The following is a 21,561-nucleotide window of genomic DNA, read 5'->3' on the forward strand; positions in this document are numbered from 1 at the left end:
TGATAATTTTGTCCCTTTACTTAGAAATAAGACAGTTGGGTAGGGGTGTATTGCATATGCCCAAAATTTTAACGTCTTATTGTTGAGTCAATTCAGTATAGTAGAGAAATTTTAATATAATTAAAAGTAAATTAAATTTTAAAATAAAAAACTATTTTTTTATAGATAAAGGTTTTAGCAACATTTTTATACAATTAGTTAAGTATTCTGCAAATTCTTTTTTGCCAACAATCGTTATAATCTATCCACCCAAATATATCTACTAAAAAAACCAAGAGGCATACCCATGAATTACCCTGTCAAATTTAGCCTATCGCTCGTCACTTTATCTTGTATTGGGGCATTAACCCAGTCTGCTTGTGCCGAAAATCATGCCTCAATCGGCACACCCACCCAAGCCGATAGCTATTTTAACCAAGCCGAATCCGCCAGTCGCAGTGGCAATGTAGCCAATTATCAAGGCTTGATGGCAGGGGGCAATCTTGCCATGTATCCAGAGTATTGGCAATTAAATCAATACCTTGACACCCAAAGCCCTCAAACCATCATCAATTTCGCCAATAAATACCCAAAAACAGCGATGGCAGAAAAATTGGTGGCGGACTATGCCGAAGCCAAAGCCCAAGCAGGTGATTATGCCAGTGTGCGTCAAGTGGCAGGCTATATCAGCAATGCCGATGATAATGAAGCTTGTGCCGTGGCATTGGGCTATAACCAAACCGATGCCGTGCGTGCAATGACCAAAAAAACCGATGTGTGGCTTGAGCAAAAAAACAAAAAAGCCAGTCTATGTGGACAGTTAGCCACTGAACTCAATAACAACACTATGATTAATAATAGCGACCGTGAACAACGCTTATACCGTATGCTTCGTGGCGATAATAATGGTGAAATCGTGCAATTATCCAGCCGTTTGGGAGCAGGGATTGATTATAATCAATTGATGCAAATTAGCAGTAATCCCAATGGGTTTTTTAGCAGTCTAGCTACTAAACCGAATACAGCGACCAATCGCTATTTGTACCTATATGCCCTTGGGCAACTTGCCAAAAAATCTGTCAATCAAGCCAGTATGCAATTCAATTACGACCTTGGCAAAAACCCACAATTTTTTGATGAACAAACTCGCCGTTATGCTTACCGAAATCTAGGGGTGGCACGCATGAATGTCAATACTGATATTGGCTTTAGCGTTGAAGCCGTGGATTGGCTACAAAAAAGTATGGGTGTGCCGTTTAGCTTTGAAGAAGCCGAAGATTACGCCCAAGCCTCGATTCGCTTTGGACGTTGGGCGGATGTCATCAATGCCATTGGTTCGATGGATTATAAAGCCCAACAAGAGCCAATTTGGCAATATTGGTTAGCCAAAGCCTATACCCAAGTGGGTAATAATCAACAAAAACAACAAGCACGCCAACTGTTTACCCAACTGGCTCAAAAAAATGACTATTATGGACTGCTTGCCAAAGACCAAATTGGGCAGACCTTTACCCAACTCCCAAACACCCCAAATCCTAGCAATGGTGACTATAATCGTTTGGCATTGGATGAGCATTTTAATCGAGCATTTGTACTGTATAATTTATCGGCTAGCCCTAGTTATACCAATCGTGAATGGAATTGGGCAGTCAAGCAAGCTCGTGACCGTGGTGATGATGCGATGATTGTGGCGGCGGCTCAAACTGCCAATAATATGGGTTGGTATGACCGAGCGATTTATGCCATCAAAAGTACCAAAACCGTACCAAATACCGCTTTGGCGTTCCCAATGCCAGAGAAAAATACCTTTGTTCGCTATAGCCGTAACTTTGGTATTGACCCTGCATGGGCATTGGGGATTACTCGCCAAGAAAGTCGCTTTAATGTGCATGCTAAATCAGGCGTAGGGGCAGTGGGCTTAATGCAAATTATGCCAAATACTGCCAAATATGCCGCCAATAAATTGGGGGAAACCTACAGTGCGAGCCGAGCTTCGCAAGCGGACACCAACATTCGCTATGGTACGTTTTATCTAAGTGATGTCATCAAAAAATTTGGTGGTCAAGCGGTACTTGCCACCGCAGGCTACAATGCTGGCCCAAATAAAGCCAAAACGTGGCAACCTGAAGGCGGAACATTGTCTGCTGACCAATATGTCGAGTCGATTCCTTATCCAGAAACTCGTGATTATGTCAAAAAAGTCATGGAAAATACCGCTAACTATGGCGTGTTATTGGGTGAGCGTCAATCCTTGACCCAACGTATGGGAACAATCTCAGCAAAATAGTGCTTGTTATTCAATTGTTTAAATAATAATCATTTTTTTACAATAAGATAACAATGGTTTTAAAAAAACCTCATAATATTCCATCTATTTGTTTTTAAATGTAAATATTGTGAGGATTTTTTTGATTAGTCAATTTCGTAGCTTACTTTATAGCTTAAATAGTCATGTGCTGTCCATATTACCAATCGGTGTGTTATCCTTAATATGGCGATATCAGCCACTGCTTATCTTAGGTATCATCATCAGTATTTTTTTTGGTGTAGCCATGTCGCCAGCACGAGCGGATAGCGTATTGGGGATTGAGCTGTCGCCTGCTTTATGTAAATCCAGTGCCAGTTATCGTAATTTACGTCAATGTGTTGAAGGTAATGCGTTGAGTGTCAGTTTTTATCGTGTGACTGACCGTCCCTGTAATGCCCAAGAATACCGTATGGCACCTGTGCAAGAAAGTATCATTAGCCGAGTTATTCCTGATGAACGGATACGACAATCAATTTGGCAGTTGCACGGTCGCTGTAGCGGTATGACTTCCAGTGGCTATTTTCGCCAAATCAATAACATCTCAAGCCAGCTTCGATTGCCAAAAGAACTGAGCGATAGACGCAGTTTTTTTATTACTACGAATGAATTGACTCAGCGAATCATGGGGCTTAATAAAGGCATGTCTTCGCAAGCGGTTAGCTTATTTTGTCATACCAACACACGCAATCAAGCGGTATTGACCCATATTGCTGTGTGTTATGACAACCAAGGTCGATTTGGGCGTTGTACCACAGAAAATAGTCAAAAAAGTCTCATTAATAGCTGTCCTAGCCAAATTTTTATTGATGGGAATTATTAGTTAGTTATGGTCTTTGTGCGTTACAAATGGTAAACTAGCTTGCCTTTTTAAAAAGTTAAACATTGCGATTATCCATCACTTTATCAATGCTAGATTGCTAGAATGGATGATTGCAAGGCAAAGGATTTTGTCTTTCATCACAAAAACTAGGAGTTTTTATGAAACAGCCCGTTCGTGTTGCTGTCACTGGTGCAGCAGGTCAAATCAGTTACTCACTACTATTCCGCATCGCCTCAGGTGATATGCTTGGCAAAGACCAACCTGTTATTTTACAACTACTTGAAATCACCCCAGCCCTTGAAGCCCTTAAAGGCGTAGTCATGGAGCTAGAAGACTGTGCATTCCCATTGTTGGCAGGCGTGGTGCAAACCGATGACGCAAATATTGCTTTCAAAGATGCTGACTATGCGTTATTAGTGGGTGCAAGACCTCGTGGTCCTGGTATGGAACGTAAAGACCTACTTGAAGCCAATGCAGCGATTTTCTCAGCCCAAGGTAAAGCCTTGAATGACAACGCTAGCAAAGCTGTTAAAGTATTGGTAGTCGGTAATCCAGCCAATACCAACGCATTAATCGCTCAACGTAATGCCCCAGACCTAGACCCACGTAACTTCACCGCCATGACTCGCCTAGACCACAACCGTGCAATGGCTCAATTGGCAGAAGAAACCGAAACCACCGTCAATGACATCAAAAAAATGATTATTTGGGGTAATCACTCTTCTACTCAATACCCAGACCTTACTTTCACGACTGTTAAAGGTCAATCAGCACTAGAACAAGTACAACGTGACTGGTACGAAGGTACTTATATCCCGAACGTACAACAACGTGGTGCAGCTATCATCAAAGCACGTGGCGCATCATCAGCCGCTTCTGCTGCCAATGCTGCCATCGCTCACATTCGTTCATGGGCATTAGGCACTGACGAGAATGATTGGGTTTCAATGGGTGTGTATTCAAACGGTGAATACGGTATCCAAAAAGGCTTAATCTACTCATACCCATGTACTTGCCAAAATGGCGATTGGAAAATCGTAGAAGGTCTAGATGTATCATCAGCTTTCTCTGTTGAAAAAATGAAAGCCACCGAAACTGAACTTGCTGAAGAACGTGACGCAGTCAGCCACTTGCTACCTAACTAATCACTTGCTTGATAGTTGTCTAAACTAAAAATAAGAGAGTTTGGTAGGGGCGTATTGCATACGCCCAAAATCCACATTCTTATTTTTGATTTAATTCACTATCATGTTATTATGATAAAAAAATCCCTTAATCAATGTTAAGGGATTTTTTTTGATTACATGTTTTGAAAATTGACGGATTACGCATTCAATTTTTGTAAATGGGCAATTCGGTCATCCAAACTTGGGTGGCTGGCAAATAATTGAGCAAAACTAAAACCACCTGCTTTGCCTTCATTAATTGCAAAGGCTTTCATGCCTTGTGGCATATAGTCTGGGTGTTGGCTAGCAGGTTTTAACGCCTCTAATGCACTAATCATATTATGTTTACCTGCCAATCTTGCCCCTGCTTCATCGGCACGGTATTCACGATAGCGAGAGAACCACATTACGATGGCTTGGGCGGCGATACCAAATACGATATCCAATACCATGCTTGAAATAAAATAGCCCATCCCAGGTGAACCATCTTCGTTTTTGAATAACACATTATCAATAACTGACGCAATAATACGAGAGAAGAACATCACAAAGCTATTGACCACGCCTTGTACCAATGCCAAAGTCACCATGTCACCATTGGCAACGTGACCGATTTCGTGAGCCAATACCGCTTCGACTTCTTGTTGACTCATGCTTTGTAATAACCCAGTCGATACAGCGACCAAGGCTTTGTTTTTATTCCAACCTGTTGCAAAGGCATTGGGTGATGGATTATCAAAAATCCCCACTTCTGGCATATCAATATTGACGTTTTGGGCTTGACGGCGGACGGTATCGACCAGCCATGTTTCCATTTGGGTGCTAGGTTGGGTGATGACTTGCGTACCTGTTGAGCGTTTGGCAAGCCATTTTGACATAAATAGCGAGATAAACGAGCCAATCATGCCATATGCAAAACACATGATCAGTAAGCCAGTCATGCCACCACCACGTAAATTTAGCCCTAACATTGGGGCGATGATATTCATAATAATGCCAAATACCACCATGACGGCAAGGTTAGTGAGTAAAAATAACCCAATTCTTAACATAAAAAAGTCCTCAAATCCTAGATAAATGGTCTTTAATTAATTAACCAATGCAACGTGCATCTCTCAACACGATAATGGTTTAAATGAGAAATAAGACAGTTTTGGAGCGGTGTTCGGTTTTATAGTCGTTTAAACTAGAAATAAGACAGTTTTTGTAGGGGCGTATTGCATACGCCCAAAATTTAAAGTCTTATTTTTGATTTAATTCACTGTAATTTCGGATGAACGATACATACGCCCAAACGCTAATTTCTGATTTAGTTCACTATATAATGGGGTGTGATGACAAGATTGTAAGCAAAAAATGCGTCATATTTGTTGCAGTTTAGTAATAAAAAAGCCAATCATCAGATTGGCTTTGGCGTTAAGCAACACACCGCTTAACGCACGATAGAATAGGTATTATTGTTGCTATAGTTGACCGCTTGCACACCTGTATTATTTGCCCCAACTTTTAAGCGAGGGTCATTGCGATATAAATTGTTATAACGGCTTAATACCCGTTGAACATAGTCACGAGTTTCACGAAATGGGGGAATACCGCCATATTTTGCCACATTGCCTTCGCCTGCATTATAACTGGCGATGACGTGCTGAATATTGCCAAATCGCCCATGTAAAAATTTTAAGTATTTGGCAGCCCCTTCGATATTTTCGGCAGGATTCCAAGCATTCGTTACGCCAAAGCGTCTGGCAGTGGCGGGCATCAACTGCATCAAGCCTTGAGCCCCAACAGGTGAGCGAGCCGATGGATTAAAGCCTGATTCGGTGTGCATCATGGCTTTCATTAATGCAGGGTCGACCCCATGACGCAATGCAGATGCCACAATCAAACTATCATACGCATTGCGATTTCGGCTACCACTGGCAGGCACAGAGGCTTCGGTTGCCCCCCAGTTGCTATAGCTATGCACATTGGTATCAGGATAATAGGTGACTTTCACCGTTTGGGTAAATTTTTGGAAATTCTCACCCACAGGGCGGTTGTTGCTGACCACATTGGTGAGTAATACTTGCCCCTTATTGTCTTTAAAAACGTACATATTGCCTGCATGAGCAGAAAGGCTGGTCATTAAGATACCACCCATGCCCAATAAACCAATCAATGTCGTGACTAAGTGAGCGTTGGTGGCAGATTTGGGTTGGCGAAAGGGAATTGGCATTGTTATACCTGCGTTTTTATCAATTTTTAGCATAATATTCAATAACATCAATACAATAAAGCTTTAAAATAACTATAGCATAAATTACCAAAAAACTAATCAAATTTTACAAAAACATGGATAAGCTGTTAAAAAACACCTTCACACGGCACGAACTGTAAATATTTGTAATGAGAAACTACCAAGAAAAATATTTCCCACTATTTTTTTGCTCAAAGCCTTGACTTGCCTAAGTGTATGATTTCTCGATTAAAATAAATTGTATAAAAAATATACAATTTTAGCGAGAATCGCATGATGATTGGGCTGGCTGTTGTCAAATCGTGAGTTATCCACATGGTTATCCACAGATAATGTGGAAATAAACCTAATTAATTGAAAATAATGGGGTTTTTGAGTAAAAATGGAGAAATTGCCAAGAGGGGTTTTGATGGGGGTAAGGTGTGGTGATGGTATTAGCATCAACTCACACCTTACATTTGATGGATTTATTATAGGGCTTACTCAAAAGACACTGGATTCCTGCATTCGCAGGAATGACGGAATATTTTTAATTTACTCGTCACCCCTGCGTAGGCAGGGGTCTAGGGTCTTTATTTAGCAAAATAAACTCAAAATTTGTGGAAGTCTTGTATTCAAAATCACTTTTGCGGTTGTTCAAATTCTTCCAACACAGGTTGTAATAATTTAGCTTGTTGTGGGGGCAAAATCTCATTGGGGTCAACGCAAAACTCCCCCAATAATTGTTGTAATTGAGCCACCGTCATTTGAGCGGTGATAAGGCTGTTACCTTGCTCATCATAATCCATTTGACGGATGACATTGAGTTTATGCAAGGCATGGCTTAATTGACCAAAGTTAGGCGGTAGCGTTAGGTCAAAGTTGTGCTGTTTTCCCACCAACAACTGCTGGACTGCCAAATTTAGCTCAGTCATACCAAGGTTTTGATAGGCAGATACATACACTCGATTGGGCTTATTGACTTCGCTATAGCCGATATGAGGTGGCTCGCCTGTCAGGTCGATTTTGTTATATACATTGAGCATTGGTACTTGGTTATCAATCTCTGCCAACACTTGTTGTACCGCTTGAATTTGCTCGTGCATATCCTCTCGGCTACTGTCAATCACGTGTAGTAGCAAGTCGGCTTCTAGCGTTTCTTCAAGGGTCGCATGAAACGCTTCAACCAATTCATGCGGTAAATGACGCACAAAACCCACAGTATCGACCAACACCACATTGCCCACACCGTCCCAATTGACACTGCGAAGTGTGGGGTCAAGCGTGGCAAATAACTGATTGGCGGCGTAGATGTTTTCGTTTGCCAAGCGATTGAATAACGTGGATTTGCCTGCATTGGTATAGCCGACCAGTGACACGGTTGGCACAGCGGATTTTTGGCGTTTGGCTCGCCCTTGGGCTCGAGTTTGTTTGACTTTGGCAAGTTTGGCTTTGAGCTGTCCGACTCGGATTTGAAGCAAACGGCGGTCGGTTTCAAGTTGGGTTTCCCCCGGCCCACGCAGACCGATACCGCCTTTTTGACGTTCCAAATGCGTCCAACCTCTGACCAATCGAGTCGCTAAGTGATTGAGCTGTGCCAATTCGACTTGTAATTTACCCTCATAAGTTCTGGCACGTTGGGCAAAAATATCCAAAATCAAACCCGTTCGGTCAAGCACTCGACATTGTACCAATCGCTCGATATTACGCTCTTGTGAGGGGGTAAGGCTGTGGTTAAAAATCACGATGTCCGCTTCATGGTCGCTGACCAATTGGGCGATTTCTTCGGCTTTCCCTGTACCGACAAAGTATTTGGCATCAGGCTTTGGGCGTGACCCTGTGACAAGGGCGTATTTTTCTGCCCCTGCTGATTCGACTAGCAATTCAAATTCTTCTAAATCATCAGGGTCATGCAAATGGGTGATGTTAAGATGGACTAAAATGGCTTTTTCACCGCCTTGGTGACGTTCAAAATATTCCAATACAATATCCTTAGTGTTAATAATCATACAAACAGTGATACTGTTATATTGTTGAAAATCAAAAATTTCAAGTAGATGCCACAAAATAACCAACTTTTTCGCAAAAATTTGCCTAAAATCCAAACATTTAAATGTAAGTACCGAAACAAAATTATCTTATAACTAGGACTTACGCAAAAGACACTGGATTCCTGCATTCGCAGGAATGACGGCTCTTTTTATATTTCGTCACTTCGAGCATAGCTCTCGTCTTGCGAGCCTGCAAAACAGTGTTTTGCTTTAACGGCTCTCACCCGTGCGAATGCAGGGGTCTAGTGTCTTTATTTAGCAAGATACATTCAAAATTTGCGTAAGTCCTATATAATTTAAATTTGTTCACCTACTTAACCATAATTCTGATATTTACATTTGGTAACCTTAAACCCTGCCATTCCGCCAATTCCGTCATGGTTTTGCCATCAAAACGTCATTGAAACGACATCAGCAGTCAGCATACTAAAAAAAACAGCTTATTTACGACTGACTTAAAAACTGAAGTTACGTACTTAGGACTTACGCATTTGACGACAAATTTTTAGGAATCAGCCAACAAGGAAAATAACCAATGTTAACCCATCCAATTACTCATCATCCCCACGACAGCCAACCGACACCGCCCATTGTGGATTGGGGCAGGTTTAAAGCGGATATCAGCATCCCCACTCACACCTCCATTAACCCCAACGTCACGTTGGAAGCATTCACTCAGCCAAGTCCACTGTATCACAGCGTTATCATTGCCCCTCATCACTTTTCTAATGCCCAGTTTAATCAACACCTACTCAATGCCCAACGCCTTCGTACTCAGACGTTTAGTGAGGCATTTGGGGTGGATTTTACAGGCTTTCACCCCAGCTCTGACCAACCATTAGACATTGATGAATATGACAGTTATTGCACCCATGTGATTATTTATGACAATCAACGTAAAGATAGTTTTGGACAGCCATTGGCAATTGCCACCACTCGGCTGATGGATAAAACCGTGGCAGGCAAAATCGGACATTTTTATAGTGAAAACGAATTTAAATTGGGTAAAATGCTCGATGCCTATCCCTACAATGTGCTAGAAATTGGGCGAACCTGTATCCACCCAGACTATCGAGGCATGACCACCATCAATCCATTATGGGAAGGGATTAGTAAAGTTGCCAAAGCCTTGAATGTGAATGCCTTTATGGGCTGTGCTTCCGTGCCGATGGAGCAGGGCAATGTGCAAGATTGGTTGGATAATTTACCCACCACTGCCAAACTTGCCATCAAAGCGAAACACGCCATTCCTAGCGATAAACTCACCAAAGTCAGTGTGGCGGATGTGGCAGACATTGATTTGATGAATCCCAAAAACCTTGCATTGCCTGCATTACTAAAAATGTATGTGAGGATGGGCTGTAGTGTTGGCTCGACTGCCTGTTATGATGCGGATTTTGACTGTGCGGATGTGTTGATTTGGTTGCCATTTGAGCAAGTCAAAAGCCGTTATCAGCACTACATTCACTAAAGTTCACTGGATTTCTACTGGCGTTTTTGGTTTAACCACATAATCTAGTTGCCTTTTATCCCCATTTTAAGCGAAAATATAAAGTTCAATGTTTGATTAACCGAGAACTGGATTTTTTATGCACGCTGATGCCTTGACTATCGCCCAACGACCTGTGGCGTTACAACTCAACAATATTCACAAGAGCTTTGGCTCACTGGAAGTGCTAAAAGGCGTATCATTGACCGCCCATGATGGCGATGTGATTTCGATTCTTGGCTCAAGTGGCTCTGGTAAATCCACGTTATTGCGTTGTATCAACCTTCTCGAACAACCCTCACAAGGGCAAATCTTTTTGGGTAAAGAAGAGCTACAGCTCAAACCCAGTCGCAAAACAGGCGATTTAACCGCCGTCAACCAACGCCAATTGGAGCAATTTCGCTCAAAAATGGGCTTTGTGTTCCAAAACTTTAACCTTTGGCCTCACCGCACCATTTTACAAAACATTATCGAAGGCCCGACCCAAGTCCTAAAACTCAGCAAAGACCAAGCCATCAGCGAAGCCGAAGTATTACTCAAAAAAGTCGGTCTGCTTGATAAAAAAGATGCCTATCCAGAAAACCTCTCAGGTGGACAACGCCAGCGTATCGCCATCGCACGTGCGTTAGCCATGAACCCACAAGTGTTGCTATTTGATGAGCCAACCTCTGCCCTTGACCCAGAGTTAGTCAACGAAGTTTTGGCAGTGATGAAATCGCTTGCCGAAGAAGGACGCACCATGTTGATTGTTACCCACGAAATGCGATTTGCTCGTGACGTATCCAGTCAAGTGGTATTTTTACATGAAGGGCGTATCGAAGAAATGGGGACACCAGCACAGGTATTTGACAATCCTCAATCGCAACGTGTCAAAGACTTTATGGCAAGTCATCAAAAATAACCCCCAAGATGACGTTTTTTTCTTGCAATTTTGTTAATTTATGTTACTTTTAACACATTTGTCATCAGTGATTAGTGTCTATTTTTAGGCACTTGATTCTCATTGCTATTTTTTATTGATACCTTAATTATAAGGATATATCTATGCAACTTTCTTCAACTGTAACGACCTCTCGTTTGATGATGGCAAGTGTGTGTGCCATGAGTATCGGTTTGACCGCCTGTCAAAAGCCAGCCGAAAACGCCCAAAGCACAGGTAATGCTAGCCAACCTACCGCCACTGACACCGCAGGCAAAAAAATTCGCATCGCCACTGAAGGTGCGTACAAACCATTTAACTTTACCAATGCCGATGGTAGCCTAGCAGGTTATGATGTAGACGTGGCAAAAGCGGTGTGTGCCGAAATGAAAGCCGATTGTCAAATCGTTGCCCAAGATTGGGACGGTATTTTACCGGGCTTGATGGCAAAAAAATATGATGCCATCGCCTCTGGAATGTCAGTGACCCCTGAACGTTCAGCCCAAGTGGACTTTTCAACCCCTTATTTCAAAAATACCATGGTATGGGTCGCCCCAAAAGGTGGCAAATTTAACAACCCACAAGCCATTTCAGGGCTAAAATTGGGCGGTCAACGCTCGACCACACTGGCTCAGTACCTACAAGACAAATTGGGTAAAACCAACGAAGTCAAACTATATGACAACTATGACAATGCCTACATTGACCTAAAATCTGGGCGTGTTGATAGCGTGTTATCTGAAAAAGTCACAGCCACCGAATGGCTCAAGCAAAACGGCGACAAATATGCCATTATTGGTACAGAAATGGACAATAATGACAACATCGCCATGGCAGTCCGTAAAGGCGACCCACTCAAAGCTGACTTTGACAAAGCCCTTGCTAGCTTACAAAGCAAAGGCGAGCTTGATAAGTTGCAAAAGCAATATTTTGGACAATAATTTTTGCAGATGAATGAAGGGGTTTCCATGAAAAAACTTACCGTATTAGCCATGTTAGCGACCAGCGTTTTGGTCACCGCTTGCCAAAAACCAGCCGAAAAAACCGAAGCAACTGCCAGCCCTGCCAGTGGACAAGGTTCAACAGCGACCGCCACCGCAGATAGCAATGCCCAACAAATCCGCATTGCCACGGAATCAAGCTTTGTACCATTTAGCTATAAAGATGCCAATGGTAAATTGATTGGCTTTGAAATTGACCTAGCCGAAGCCTTGTGCCAAGAAGCCAAACTCAAATGTGAAGTCATTTCGCAAGATTGGGACGGCTTGATTCCGGGGTTACAAGCCCAAAAATACCACGCCATCATGGCAGGTATGTCAGACACCGCCGAACGCCGTCAAGTGGTGGCATTTAGTGAGCCATACTTCCAAAACAACTTGATTCTTTTGGGTAAAAAAGGCGTGGACAAAGGGGCGGATGACCTTGCAGGCAAATCGGTAGGGGCTCAACGCTCAACCACTTCGGCTGATTATTTAAGCAAAAACTTCCCCAAAGCCACCCCTAAACTATACGACACCCAAGACAATGCTTATCTTGACCTTGAAGCAGGGCGTATCAATTTGATGCTGTCGGACTCTGCACCTGCTTTGTCATGGCTGAAAACCGAGAAAGGGGCAAACTTTGAAGTCAAAGGACAGCCAATTAACATTGATGACAAAATTGCCATCGCATTCCGTCAAAATGACCCATTGATTGGCAAGTTTAACACCGCCTTGGCAACCCTAAAAGCCAATGGCACGTATGATAAAATTAGCCAAAAATATTTTGCAAAATAATGGGTGTTTTTGTTCAATAGACTTCTTTCCATACCCCCTCTAACTCCCCCTTGTCAGGGGGAGAACCTCTCTCCCTTGATAAGGGGAGGGTAGGGGTGGGGTTAATGAAGACTTTGAATGATTTTAGTGGTTTGAAAAGAGCTTTAATGGTTTTCATTTTGGGTGGAGAAATTTATGTCTAATTATGTTGTTAACAGCAAAATGCTCGGTTTGGTCAGTGCGACAATCCTTGCGACCCTATCTTTATCAGCTTGCCAAAAACCTGCCGAACCAAAACCTGCCGAAGCTGGGGCGAGTACCCCAAGCTCGACAGCGACCGCTACGCCGAGTGCCATGGCAGGCAAAACCATTCGTATTGCGACTGAAGGCACGTATAAACCTTTTAGCATTACCAATGCCGATGGTAGCTTATCAGGTTTTGATGTCGACTATATGAAGGCTTTATGCAGTGAAATGCAAGCCAACTGCGACATCAAGCCACAAGATTGGGATGGGTTATTACCAAGTTTACTTGCCAAAAAATATGATGTGGTCATTGATGCCATGTCAATTACCCCAGAGCGTCAAGCCCAAGTGGACTTTACTGACCCATACTTTACCAATACCTTGGTTTTTATCACCAAAAAAGGCAGTCCAATCAACCCAGATGACCCTGCCCAAATTGATAGCCATGCGGTTGCTGCCCAGCGTTCGACCTTATCGACTCAGTGGATGGAAAAAAACCACCCAAAATCTAAACTCAATCTTTATGAAAATCTTGATAATGCCTTTATGGACTTGGCATCAGGGCGTTCTGAAATGATGATTGCGGATAAAGCCCCTGCGTATTATTGGATTAATACCCCAGATGGCAAAGGCTTTGAGGTCAAAGGTAAAGAGATTGATGTTGATGACAAAATGGGCATCATCGTGCGTAAAGGCGACCCGCTAAAAGCAGAGTTGAATAAAGCGATTGCCACCACCAAAGCCAATGGCGTGTATGACAAAATCTATAATCAATACTTTGGTACAACCACCACGACCAATGCCAGTGCTACGGCAACGACTACCCAAGTGGCAAGTTCGGCTTCGGTCGCCTCTGTTACCAAATAATTTTTTATCATTATTTTTCAAAAGACTGGGTGAAAAAATCACCCAGTTTTTTGTATTTTTAATGGTTTTCTGCTGGATTATGACGTAAAATTGCACCGCTATTTTAAGTGGGTTTACGTGTTATGGTTATAGGGCTTAATTTAGCACAGCCGTTTTGTAGGGGCGTAGTGTATACGTCCAATATCTTAAAGTATCATTTTTGATTTAAGTTACTATACGCTTTTGACGTATTGCCAAAAAAGGTCAACATATCGTGTTAGATTTACAAGGTTTTGGAAGTTTATTGCTGAGTGGTGCATGGGTCACTGTTAAGCTGGCATTGACAAGTTTGGTCATTGGGCTGGTGTTGGGGCTGTTAGGAGCGATTGCTAAACTCTCTCGCTTTAAGGTACTCAATGCCATTGCCACCGCTTACACCACGATTATCCGTGGTATTCCAGAGCTATTGTCAGTGATGTTTATCTATTTTGGTGGTACATTGCTGTTGGGGACAGTGTTGTCATGGTTTGGCTATGATGGGTATATTGATGTCAGTCCGTTTTGGGCAGGTGTGACCGCATTATCCGTTGCGTTTGGGGCGTATGCCACCGAAACCTTCCGTATGGCATTCCAAGAAATTCCCAAAGGGCAAGCCGAAGCTGGGCAAGCCATTGGGATGAAGCAGTTTCAGATTTTATGGCGAGTGACTTTGCCCCAAGTATGGCGAATTGCTTTACCGGGGTTAGGTAATTTATTTTTAGTCTTGCTTAAAGACACGGCATTGGTATCCGTAGTGGGGTTAGAAGACATCATGCGTCATGCCAAAACCGCTGCCACTTCGACCCAAAGCCCATTTACCTTTTATATGGCGGCTGCCTTGATTTATTTGGCGTTGACGGTGATTATTACTGGGGTCATTATGTGGCTGGAGTGGTGGAATAATCCTGCAGAACGTTATGCTAAACGCTTGAGTAAAATCAATGCTTTAAGCAAACTTCAATCAGTCACACCATTGAATGTAGCAAAGTAGGGGATTATCAATGAATTGGAATTGGCAAATTATTATTGATAGTTTACCCAAATTGCTTGAAGGTGGGATTATTACCATCGAGTTGGTGTTGCTATCTGGCTTTTTGGGGTTTTTATTGGCAGTGCCGTTAGCATTGGCACGTTTGTCCAAGCGTTGGTGGGTGCAGGTATTGCCCTTTAGCTATATTTTCTTTTTCCGTGGTACGCCGTTATTGGTGCAAATCTTTTTGATTTATTATGGTTTGTCGCAATTTAAGGCGGTCACTGAGTCGGTACTTTGGACATCAGGGATATTAGCCAACCCATTTTGGTGTGCTATTATTGCTTTTACCCTCAATACCGCTGCCTATATCGCTGAGATTATCCGAGGGGCGATTAAATCAATTCCCAAAGGCGAAAATGAAGCTGCTGATGCGATTGGTATGTCCTATGGGCAGAAACTATATCGTATTATTTTCCCTCGTGCATTTGGTATCATGCTCCCTGCCTATGGCAATGAGGTGATTTTTATGCTAAAAGGCAGTGCGTTGGCATCTACCATTACCCTAATGGACATCACAGGGGTGGCGACCACCATTATGTCAAAAACTTATACGGTGTTAGAAATGTTCTTTGCCGCAGGGTTGATTTATTTGGCATTGTCATGGATATTCATTGCGATTTTCCGCTTTATCGAAAAACGAATTAATCGCCACTTATCCTACACGCCGATTAGCAAAGTGGAAGTGACAGCATGATTGCCAAAACAAGTTTTCGCCAATGGGGTATGATACTGCCAAGTGTATTGGGGCTAGGACTGATGGCATGTCAGCCACCGCAGTCTGATAAGGTCAACACCACCACAGACACCAAAACGGCTTCTCAACCCATCGTTCAAGCCAGCCCATCACAGCCGACCCTCAATCCACATGAAGCCATTGCCAGTGTGGCAACATCGACTAAACCAAACACCACTCAAGCCACCCAACCAAGGGCAATCGACTGGCAAGCGTTAGATAGTGGCGTTAAAGCCGTGGATAAAGCCAGTTTTAACTATCCTTTCAAACTCGACAGTGAGCCTGTCAAAGCCTATGCCGAGGCATATCACGTTGACCCACAGACCGCACGCTATCAGCTAACAGTGGGCATGGCATCCAATGAAGTGTTGTCAAAACTGCTTGACCAGTTGGGAACGGATTATGTATCGCACCAACTGACAGGCGGTAAGGATGCCAAATTGGTCATTTTAACCAACCAAAACATCATTCCCAGTCAATCGGTGTATATATTCGGTGAGCCTTATGCAAAAGGCTTGAGCTTACCTGTGGCGGTGCAACAAGCCAAATAATTGATGAGATAGTCGTGGTAATTTACCACCCACTTTTTTTACGCCCAAACACCACCCAACCCAACGCCACGCCTAATACCCCACTTAATAATGCCGTAAACGCCCCATAGATAAACAACTGTCCACTATGTTCATTGACCAGCACATTATTTTGCGTATTTAAGCTATCCACTTGGCGTTGCAATTCAGCATTTTTGGCAAGCAACTCATTATTGGCTTGTGACAAGGCACTGTCATTCGGCTTATTCATTTGGGCGAGGGTCGGCTGTGCAGGGTTTTGCGTGGGAATGATACTACTGGCAGGAATCACCGTGGAGGCAGGGGTGGGCTGAGTGGCAAGCGGTTGACCTGTGCGAGGGTCAGTGACCACGACTTGCGGTTCGGCATGGCTGATGGGGCTGATTGTCATCAGACTGGTCATTGCCCATAGCATCATTAAAATTGTTTTATTCGCTGTCTGTTGACCCACGTTACCCATTGTTATTACCTTACTTTTATCTATAAAAATTAAAACTATAGTTTGTTAAATCAAATAATATTTTGCAATCTTGGGCGTATACAATACACCCCTACAAACAGGTATTATTTCTAATTTAAACAAAAATATCTTGCCATTACACTTTTGGCAATACTTGCACAAATGGCTTAATATCGACATGGCTATACACACCATTGAGCAAAAATGGCTCTTGGCTGACCCAGTCTTGCACGGCTTGTTCACTGTCAAAATCAGCGATAATCACACTACCTGTTGGCGTGCCGTTATCATGTGAACTTGGGGTAAAACCACCCAATTTTAGTCGACCTTGCTCATCCAATACCGTCAAACGTGCCAAATGAGCAGGGCGATGTTGTTGACGTAGCTCTAAACTATTGGGGACATCGTGACATACCAACACGTATAATGCCATTATTTATTTCCTTGTTTATCATTAAGTTGCTGTTGCATATCTGGGTTAAGGTGGTTTTTGAGAAACACAAATTGTCCCACCATAAATACCAGCATCACAGGCATCCAGCCCCATGTTTTAAAATTAATCCACGTTTCATTACTGGTAAAAAAGGCAAAATAATACTGTAGCCCTGCCATCAACACAAAATAACCTGCCCATGCCAATGTCAGTTTATTCCACCCTGCTAACGTGAGCTTGAACACATTTTTCATTGCCATTTCTAATAATGGCTTATTAATCAACACGCTAATCACCAATGCCACCGCAAATACGCCATTAATCACCGTGGATTTCCATTTTAAAAAGGTATCATCATGGAAAATCAAACTTAACCCACAAAAACCAATGGTCAAAATCAAAGTTACCCATTGTTGTTTTTGTAATTTACCTTTTTGTTTAATAAAATGAATGATATACACCGCAATGGTGGTAATCAATAACGCCCCAGCCCCAGCCAAAATGCCTTGCTGTTTTGAGATGATAAAAAATGCAATTAATGGAATAAAATCGAGTAATGCAGTCATAATGCTCTAATAATCTGGCTAAAAATATTAGGCGTTAGTTTACACGGATATGGTAAAATCGCAAAGCAAAATGCAATCGCATTTTTAACCAAATTTTGCTAATTAAAGGTATTTTTGTGAGTCAACCCAATTCCCCAATCGCTCAATATTTAATTGATAACCATATCAATACGTTAGATAATCAAAGCCCCATTTATACCCAACTACCGATTGACTTACACTGTCATAGTACCCGTTCAGATGGCACATTCACCCCCACCGAAGTGGTGCAAAAAGCCCATGAAAGAGGGGTCAAACTGCTATCCTTGACCGACCATGATACCGTACTTGGTATTGATGAGGCGAGGGCAGAGGCACAAAAACTGAGTATGATGCTGATGAATGGGGTGGAAATTAGCTGTCGTCATCGAGTGGTGGGCGGTTACTCTAAAAAACCTGCCCAAACCGAAAAAGTCATTCATGTACTGGGCTTTGGGTTTGACAATATTGAAAAAATGAATGCAAAACTTTCCGCCATTCAAGCCAATCGAGAAACTCGAGGCTTTGCCATGTGCCAAAAAGTTGCTGAAACCTTTAAATTACCGATTGATGACATTTGGCAAGACGTTTTAACCCAAGCCAAAGGCAATCCGCAAGCAGTGGGGCGTACCCATATTGCCAAAGTGATGGCGGATAAAGGCTTGGTCAATGACGTACAAAAAGCCTTTACAGGCTATCTCGCCGACCATAAATCCTGTTATGTGGCATTGGATGGGTTAAGTCTGAAAGACTGCGTGCAACTAATCCATGATTGTGGTGGCATAGCCTCGCTTGCCCATGCCACACGCTATAATTTGACAGCCAATAAAGTGCGTAAACTTATCGCTGACTTTGCCAATGCAGGGGGTGATGCGGTGGAATTGCCTGCCAGTAATGAGCCACCGTCAACACGCCACATGGTAGATAGGGTAATTAAAGAACACGGACTAAAAGTGTCGATTGGTAGTGATTTTCATGGTACAACCATGCCGTGGCGTGTGCTGGGCGGTGTGCCGAAATTGCATGAAGGGCAAATTGGCGTGTGGGAAAGTTTATGATGTTGTATCAAAACTTTTTAATGGTTTAAATTCAATCATTTGGGTCGTTGGCAATGTTAGCACCGAGCGTAATCGCCAAGTATTCGCAGGGTCATGCACTACAATATAATACTTACCTTTGGTGGTATCAAGGTTTACCGTGCCACCATAACTACCATCTGCCAGTTTTTTCACCACAAAATCACGGTCTTTTTGAAGCTGAGTGGCATGCGAGATTTCCACCATTAATTCATTGGGAGCGACAAAATTACCATTTGCAGGGGCAGTTAAGCGAAAGTTGACCGACTGCCCAAGATTCATCTGACCATGTAACCCCATATCATGTGCCAATTTATCCTTTGACACATCTGCATACAAGGTCTTACCATCCATATACCAATCATCACGTACCGTGCTATCTTTAATTTCCACCGAATAAAACACAAACCAAATACACGCCATCACCACGAATAATGGCAAACCAATCACAAAAACCCACACCATATAGTTTTTATACCACAGCTTTGATGGCGGTTGTTCTTTTGATGATTTGGTTGCTTGAACGGCAGGAGAAGTGGTCGGTGTTTGCTGAAAATCAGTCATAATTTACCCAAAACATATAGTGATTTAAACTAAAAACAAAATAAGTTTTTGTAGGGGCGTATTGCATACGCCCTTTAAACAAAGTGTTGTTTCTAATTGACTATAACACACATAAACCGCCATTATAACAGAAAATAGCGGAAAAATTCCCCCTATTCAATGACATAAAAAAGACGGTAGTGCGACCGTCTTTTTATGAACTACTAATGATGGCTTATTGTTCGGTGGTAAACACATTGTCTTTATATGCCTTATATTGACCACCATCATCAACACTTATCACCTGCATTTGAATCGGTGTTTTACCTTGACCGACCACTTTAGGGTCACCCAATACACTCACAGGCATATCATAGCTTTCACCTGCTTCTAGCGGAATAGTTTTAAAGCGACTATCCAATGTCAAGCCTTTTTGAGGCGTGAGCGACACCGCATACTCGTGAGGTTGCTGAGTTTTATTCGTTACCTTAATAATATATGTATTTTCAATTAACCCTTGAGCATTGACACTTGACAACTGATTACGGTCACGCCGAATATCTATCTGCAACGGCATACGACTACTGAATGCATAAATTGCCACCCCAAATAATATTGTAATTACCGCCGAATACGCAAATAAACGAGGGCGTAACAACTTACTTGCCTGACCTTCCTCAAGCTGACGCTCCGTGCTATAACGCACCAAGCCACGAGGCAAGCCCACTTTATCCATAATCTCATTACAGGCATCCACACAAGCGGCACACTGGATACACTCGACCTGCAAACCATCACGAATATCAATCCCTGTAGGACACACTTGCACACACATCAAACAATTAATACAATCACCAAGATTTGGCTCTTCCTTACCTTTCTTTCTTGCCCCCCGAGGCTCACCACGCTTATAATCGTAAGATACAATTAGCGTATCTTTATCAAACATCACACTTTGGAAACGACCATATGGGCAAATATGCGTACAAAAATGTTCACGCATATAACCTGCGTTAGCAAAAGTCGCAAAGGTAAAAATAAACAAAAACACCCATGTCAAATTTGACCATGCAAAAAAATGACTGATTAAATAGTCTGTACCAACCACATAACTAACAAATGTAAAAGCAGTAATAAAGGCAAATATTAACCATAGCACATAAACAATACCTCGTTTAGTGACTTTCTCAGCATTCCAAGGCTGTTTATCAAGCTTAAACTGTTTATTTCTATCACCAATGACAATTTTTTCAGTATATTGATATAAATGCGTCCAAATTGTTTGCGGACAAGCATAACCACACCACACACGACCTGCATATACTGTCACCATAAATAAACTAAAGGCGGCGATAATAAAGAAAAACGCAAAAATAGATACATCTTGTGGCAAGAAGGTTGAACCAAACAAAATAATTCGAGACTCAGGGAAATCAAACCAAATTGCTTGATGCCCATCCCACTTAAGCCAAGGCAATACCAAAAACAACAACAGCAAAAAATACATACTAAATACACGGATATTTTGATAAAAACCCGTCACAAAACGAGGGTGAACCCGTTTTTTTGTCGCATCAATTTGATGTACTGGTAATTTAAAATCATTATTAGAAGATGGCTGTACTGACATACTCTGTCCTCACAGAACAAAAAGAAACACCCTTGGCATAATTAATTAAAAAAATGACAATGTAAAGGTGAAGTAGATGAAAAATAGCTGGTACTTATCACAAACATCAATCAATACCACCACAATCACTAAAATGCCCTTTTAGTTCATTGCAACATCGTGATACCGACAAATCCTGCTTAAGTACTGGCGATACTATATCTAATTATATAACATTTGACCCTAAAAAGCCCTAAAAATCTTAACAAATCCACAATAAAGTTTACTATAACGCCTCAACATAAACATAAAACCCTCTATTTAAGCACCTTTCAGCAATACCAATAAAAATAATCTCAAAAACTTATAAAAAACCTCTTGACGTCCCATATAAAAAGCGTATAATACGCACACACCGAACGGCACTAAGCATAAAAAACTTAGCGAAAACAATCAGTTAGAGAATTAAATCTTAATAGATTTAAATTGTTAAAAGATTGAAAATAAGGCAGTCGGAAGGTTAAAAATAAATTTTAAAAGAGTGCTTGACAAGCAGAAAAAAGCTGTTAGAATAGCAACCTCTTTTATTACGGCATCAGACGATGATGCTGAAAATTAAATAACAACAAACACAAGAACAACTTGTGTGGATTTTCACTTTAATGCGATAAATTAAGGCTTAATTAATT

The 21,561-nt window shown here is 42.0% G+C and carries 20 protein-coding genes; 12 read left to right on the forward strand and 8 right to left on the reverse strand.

Going from position 1 to position 21,561, the window contains the following annotated elements:
- Positions 1-286: 286 nt before the first annotated feature.
- The 3 genes from ACK1U4_RS09750 to ACK1U4_RS09760 all read left to right on the forward strand — a co-directional run bounded on the left by ACK1U4_RS09750 (position 287) and on the right by ACK1U4_RS09760 (position 4,252).
- Positions 287-2,266, forward strand: a complete 1,980-nt coding sequence (locus tag ACK1U4_RS09750; RefSeq protein ID WP_419401394.1) for a transglycosylase SLT domain-containing protein — start codon at positions 287-289, stop codon at positions 2,264-2,266.
- Between the two features lie 121 nt (positions 2,267-2,387).
- A complete protein-coding gene (locus ACK1U4_RS09755) occupies positions 2,388-3,107 on the forward strand; it encodes a hypothetical protein (protein WP_419401393.1) in 720 nt (239 codons plus the stop codon).
- 158 nt (positions 3,108-3,265) lie between these two features.
- Positions 3,266-4,252 carry a malate dehydrogenase gene (locus ACK1U4_RS09760; RefSeq protein ID WP_419401392.1) on the forward strand — a complete coding sequence of 329 codons (987 nt, stop codon included), beginning with the start codon at positions 3,266-3,268 and terminating at the stop codon, positions 4,250-4,252.
- Between the two features lie 179 nt (positions 4,253-4,431).
- Here ACK1U4_RS09760 and htpX read toward each other — a convergent pair whose 3' ends face one another.
- The 3 genes from htpX to hflX form a co-directional block, all read right to left on the reverse strand.
- Entirely contained in the window at positions 4,432-5,325 is an 894-nt protein-coding gene (gene htpX, locus ACK1U4_RS09765; RefSeq protein WP_419401391.1) for a protease HtpX, read from the reverse strand.
- A gap of 380 nt (positions 5,326-5,705) precedes the next feature.
- A complete protein-coding gene (locus ACK1U4_RS09770) occupies positions 5,706-6,413 on the reverse strand; it encodes a lytic transglycosylase domain-containing protein (protein WP_419401431.1) in 708 nt (235 codons plus the stop codon).
- A gap of 716 nt (positions 6,414-7,129) precedes the next feature.
- The gene (gene hflX, locus ACK1U4_RS09775; RefSeq protein WP_419401390.1) at positions 7,130-8,470 is read right to left on the reverse strand and encodes a ribosome rescue GTPase HflX; all 1,341 of its coding nucleotides are present in this window, start codon (positions 8,468-8,470) and stop codon (positions 7,130-7,132) included.
- 604 nt (positions 8,471-9,074) lie between these two features.
- Here hflX and ACK1U4_RS09780 point away from each other — a divergent pair.
- From ACK1U4_RS09780 to ACK1U4_RS09815, 8 genes are all read left to right on the forward strand, one after another.
- The gene (locus ACK1U4_RS09780) at positions 9,075-10,010 is read left to right on the forward strand and encodes a GNAT family N-acetyltransferase (RefSeq protein ID WP_419401389.1); all 936 of its coding nucleotides are present in this window, start codon (positions 9,075-9,077) and stop codon (positions 10,008-10,010) included.
- Positions 10,011-10,128: 118 nt separating this feature from the next.
- The gene (locus ACK1U4_RS09785; protein WP_419401388.1) at positions 10,129-10,929 is read left to right on the forward strand and encodes an ABC transporter ATP-binding protein; all 801 of its coding nucleotides are present in this window, start codon (positions 10,129-10,131) and stop codon (positions 10,927-10,929) included.
- Positions 10,930-11,072: 143 nt separating this feature from the next.
- Positions 11,073-11,888 carry a transporter substrate-binding domain-containing protein gene (locus tag ACK1U4_RS09790; protein WP_419401387.1) on the forward strand — a complete coding sequence of 272 codons (816 nt, stop codon included), beginning with the start codon at positions 11,073-11,075 and terminating at the stop codon, positions 11,886-11,888.
- Between the two features lie 27 nt (positions 11,889-11,915).
- Positions 11,916-12,722, forward strand: a complete 807-nt coding sequence (locus ACK1U4_RS09795) for an ABC transporter substrate-binding protein (RefSeq protein ID WP_419401386.1) — start codon at positions 11,916-11,918, stop codon at positions 12,720-12,722.
- A 174-nt stretch (positions 12,723-12,896) separates the two neighbouring features.
- The gene (locus ACK1U4_RS09800) at positions 12,897-13,814 is read left to right on the forward strand and encodes a transporter substrate-binding domain-containing protein (protein WP_419401385.1); all 918 of its coding nucleotides are present in this window, start codon (positions 12,897-12,899) and stop codon (positions 13,812-13,814) included.
- A 253-nt stretch (positions 13,815-14,067) separates the two neighbouring features.
- Complete coding sequence (locus ACK1U4_RS09805) at positions 14,068-14,823, forward strand: ABC transporter permease (protein ID WP_419401384.1); 756 nt, start codon at positions 14,068-14,070, stop codon at positions 14,821-14,823.
- Positions 14,824-14,833: 10 nt separating this feature from the next.
- Entirely contained in the window at positions 14,834-15,559 is a 726-nt protein-coding gene (locus ACK1U4_RS09810; protein WP_419401383.1) for an ABC transporter permease, read from the forward strand.
- On the forward strand, positions 15,556-16,149 hold the full coding sequence (locus tag ACK1U4_RS09815; protein ID WP_419401382.1) for a hypothetical protein: 594 nt from the start codon (positions 15,556-15,558) through the stop codon (positions 16,147-16,149). The genes ACK1U4_RS09810 and ACK1U4_RS09815 overlap by 4 nt, the downstream gene beginning before the upstream one ends.
- Positions 16,150-16,171: 22 nt before the next feature.
- On the opposite strand, the gene ACK1U4_RS09820 is transcribed toward ACK1U4_RS09815, so the two are convergent.
- From ACK1U4_RS09820 to ispZ, 3 genes are all read right to left on the reverse strand, one after another.
- Complete coding sequence (locus tag ACK1U4_RS09820) at positions 16,172-16,627, reverse strand: hypothetical protein (RefSeq protein ID WP_419401381.1); 456 nt, start codon at positions 16,625-16,627, stop codon at positions 16,172-16,174.
- A gap of 136 nt (positions 16,628-16,763) precedes the next feature.
- Positions 16,764-17,060 (reverse strand): YciI family protein, encoded by a 297-nt coding sequence (locus ACK1U4_RS09825; protein WP_419401380.1) that lies wholly within the window; start codon positions 17,058-17,060, stop codon positions 16,764-16,766.
- A complete protein-coding gene (ispZ, locus tag ACK1U4_RS09830; protein WP_419401379.1) occupies positions 17,060-17,626 on the reverse strand; it encodes a septation protein IspZ in 567 nt (188 codons plus the stop codon). The genes ACK1U4_RS09825 and ispZ overlap by 1 nt, the downstream gene beginning before the upstream one ends.
- 116 nt (positions 17,627-17,742) lie before the next feature.
- Between ispZ and ACK1U4_RS09835 the strand changes: the two genes are divergently transcribed.
- Positions 17,743-18,702 carry a PHP domain-containing protein gene (locus ACK1U4_RS09835; RefSeq protein WP_419401378.1) on the forward strand — a complete coding sequence of 320 codons (960 nt, stop codon included), beginning with the start codon at positions 17,743-17,745 and terminating at the stop codon, positions 18,700-18,702.
- On the opposite strand, the gene ACK1U4_RS09840 is transcribed toward ACK1U4_RS09835, so the two are convergent.
- Both ACK1U4_RS09840 and ccoG read right to left on the reverse strand, forming a co-directional pair.
- A complete protein-coding gene (locus tag ACK1U4_RS09840; RefSeq protein WP_419401377.1) occupies positions 18,697-19,284 on the reverse strand; it encodes a FixH family protein in 588 nt (195 codons plus the stop codon). The genes ACK1U4_RS09835 and ACK1U4_RS09840 overlap by 6 nt on opposite strands.
- 214 nt (positions 19,285-19,498) lie before the next feature.
- On the reverse strand, positions 19,499-20,893 hold the full coding sequence (gene ccoG / locus ACK1U4_RS09845) for a cytochrome c oxidase accessory protein CcoG (RefSeq protein ID WP_419401376.1): 1,395 nt from the start codon (positions 20,891-20,893) through the stop codon (positions 19,499-19,501).
- Between the last annotated feature and the right edge of the window lie 668 nt (positions 20,894-21,561).

This window comes from Moraxella sp. TY6 (assembly GCF_048551375.1).
Taxonomy (GTDB): Bacteria; Pseudomonadota; Gammaproteobacteria; order Pseudomonadales; family Moraxellaceae; genus Faucicola.